This window comes from Streptomyces sp. NPDC054956, from assembly GCF_053609185.1.
Genome location: NZ_JBSGXB010000620.1, coordinates 1 through 1,633, shown reverse-complemented (window position 1 = coordinate 1,633; position 1,633 = coordinate 1). Strand labels below are relative to the sequence as shown.

Annotated in this window: 1 protein-coding gene; it reads left to right on the top strand. The window is 70.7% G+C overall.

The window, feature by feature from the left end; all coding sequences use genetic code 11:
- A partial coding sequence (locus tag ACWGDE_RS38815) for a galactose oxidase-like domain-containing protein (protein ID WP_453393798.1) occupies positions 1 to 1,550 on the top strand: 1,550 nt, incomplete at its 5' end.
- Between the last annotated feature and the right edge of the window lie 83 nt (positions 1,551 to 1,633).

Sequence of the window (1,633 nt, the reverse complement as noted above, 5' to 3'; positions counted from 1 at the left end):
CGGTCAAGACCGCAGGGTTCGTCCGTACCGGCAAGGTCCGCTTCGTCCGCCTGACCCTGACCTCCGAGGCCGGCAACCGCGGCCCGTGGAGCGCCGCGGCCGAGCTGCGTCTGGTCGGAGCGGTCAGCCCGGCCGCGCACGGCTCCTGGGGCAAGATCACCGGCTTCCCGCTGGTGCCGGTCGCCACGGCGGTCCTGCCCGGCGACAAGATGCTCGCCTGGTCCGCCTACTCGGTCGACCGCTACGGCGGCAGCAACGGCTACACCCAGACGGCGATCCTGGACCTGAAGACCGGCAAGGTCACCCAGCGCCGCATCGACAACACCGGCCACGACATGTTCTGCCCCGGCATAGCCATGCTGGCCGACGGCCGCGTGCTGGTCACTGGGGGCAGCAACGCGGAGAAGGCCAGCATCTACGACCCGGCCACCGACGACTGGTCCTCCACCGCGAACATGAACATCGCCCGCGGCTACGCGGCGATGACCCTGCTCTCCAACGGTGACGCCTTCGTCCTCGGCGGATCCTGGAGCGGTGGCGCCGGCGACAAGGCCGGTGAGGTCTGGTCTCCGGTCACGAAGACCTGGCGCAAGCTGCCGGGCGTCTCCGCCGTCCCGGCGATGACGGCCGACCCGGCCGGCGCCTACCGCGCCGACAACCACATGTGGCTGCACGCCACCGCGGGCGGCAAGGTCCTGCAGCTGGGCCCGAGCAAGCAGATGAACTGGATCACGACCACCGGCAACGGCACCATCACCTCCGCGGGCAACCGCGGTGACAGTGCGGACGCCATGACCGGCAACGCCGTCTCCTACGACATCGGCAAGCTGCTCACGCTGGGTGGTGCGCCGGCCTACTCGGACGCCTTCGCCACGCCGCGCGCCTACACGGTGAGCATCACGGGAGACCAGGTCAAGACCGCCCGTACCGGCGACATGGAGTACGCCCGAGGCTTCAGCAACAGTGTCGTCCTGCCCGACGGCAAGGTGATCGTCTTCGGTGGACAGGCCAACCCGGTTCCGTTCAGTGACGCGACCTCCGTCATGACGCCCGAGCTGTGGGACCCGGCCACCGGTGCCTTCACCCCGCTCGCCGCCATGGGCATCCCGCGCAACTACCACAGCGTGGCGAACCTGCTGCCCGACGGTCGGATCTTCTCCGGCGGCGGCGGCCTGTGCGGCGACTGCGCGACCAACCACGCGGACGGTTCCGTCTTCACCCCGCCGTACCTGCTCAACGCGGACGGAACGATGAAGGCGCGTCCCGTCATCACCGGGGGCGTGCCCCCCACGACGGCGCCGGGCAGCTCGCTCACGGTGACCACCGAGGGCTCTGCCAAGTCCTTCGTCCTGATGCGGGCCGCGGCCGCGACCCACTCCACCGACAACGACCAGCGACGGGTCCCCCTGGTGTCGACACCGGGGGAGGCCGGCACGTACAACGTGTCCATCCCCGCCGACACCGGTGTGGTCCTGCCGGGCACCTACATGCTCTTCGCCCTCGACGCGCAGGGTGTTCCGAGCATCGCCAAGTTCATCACCATCGCCTGACCCCGCGGCCGGGGGGGGGGGGGGGGTCGCGCCGCCCGGCCCCCCCCCCCCCCCCCCCGTCGCGGGATAAAAAAAACCAGCCC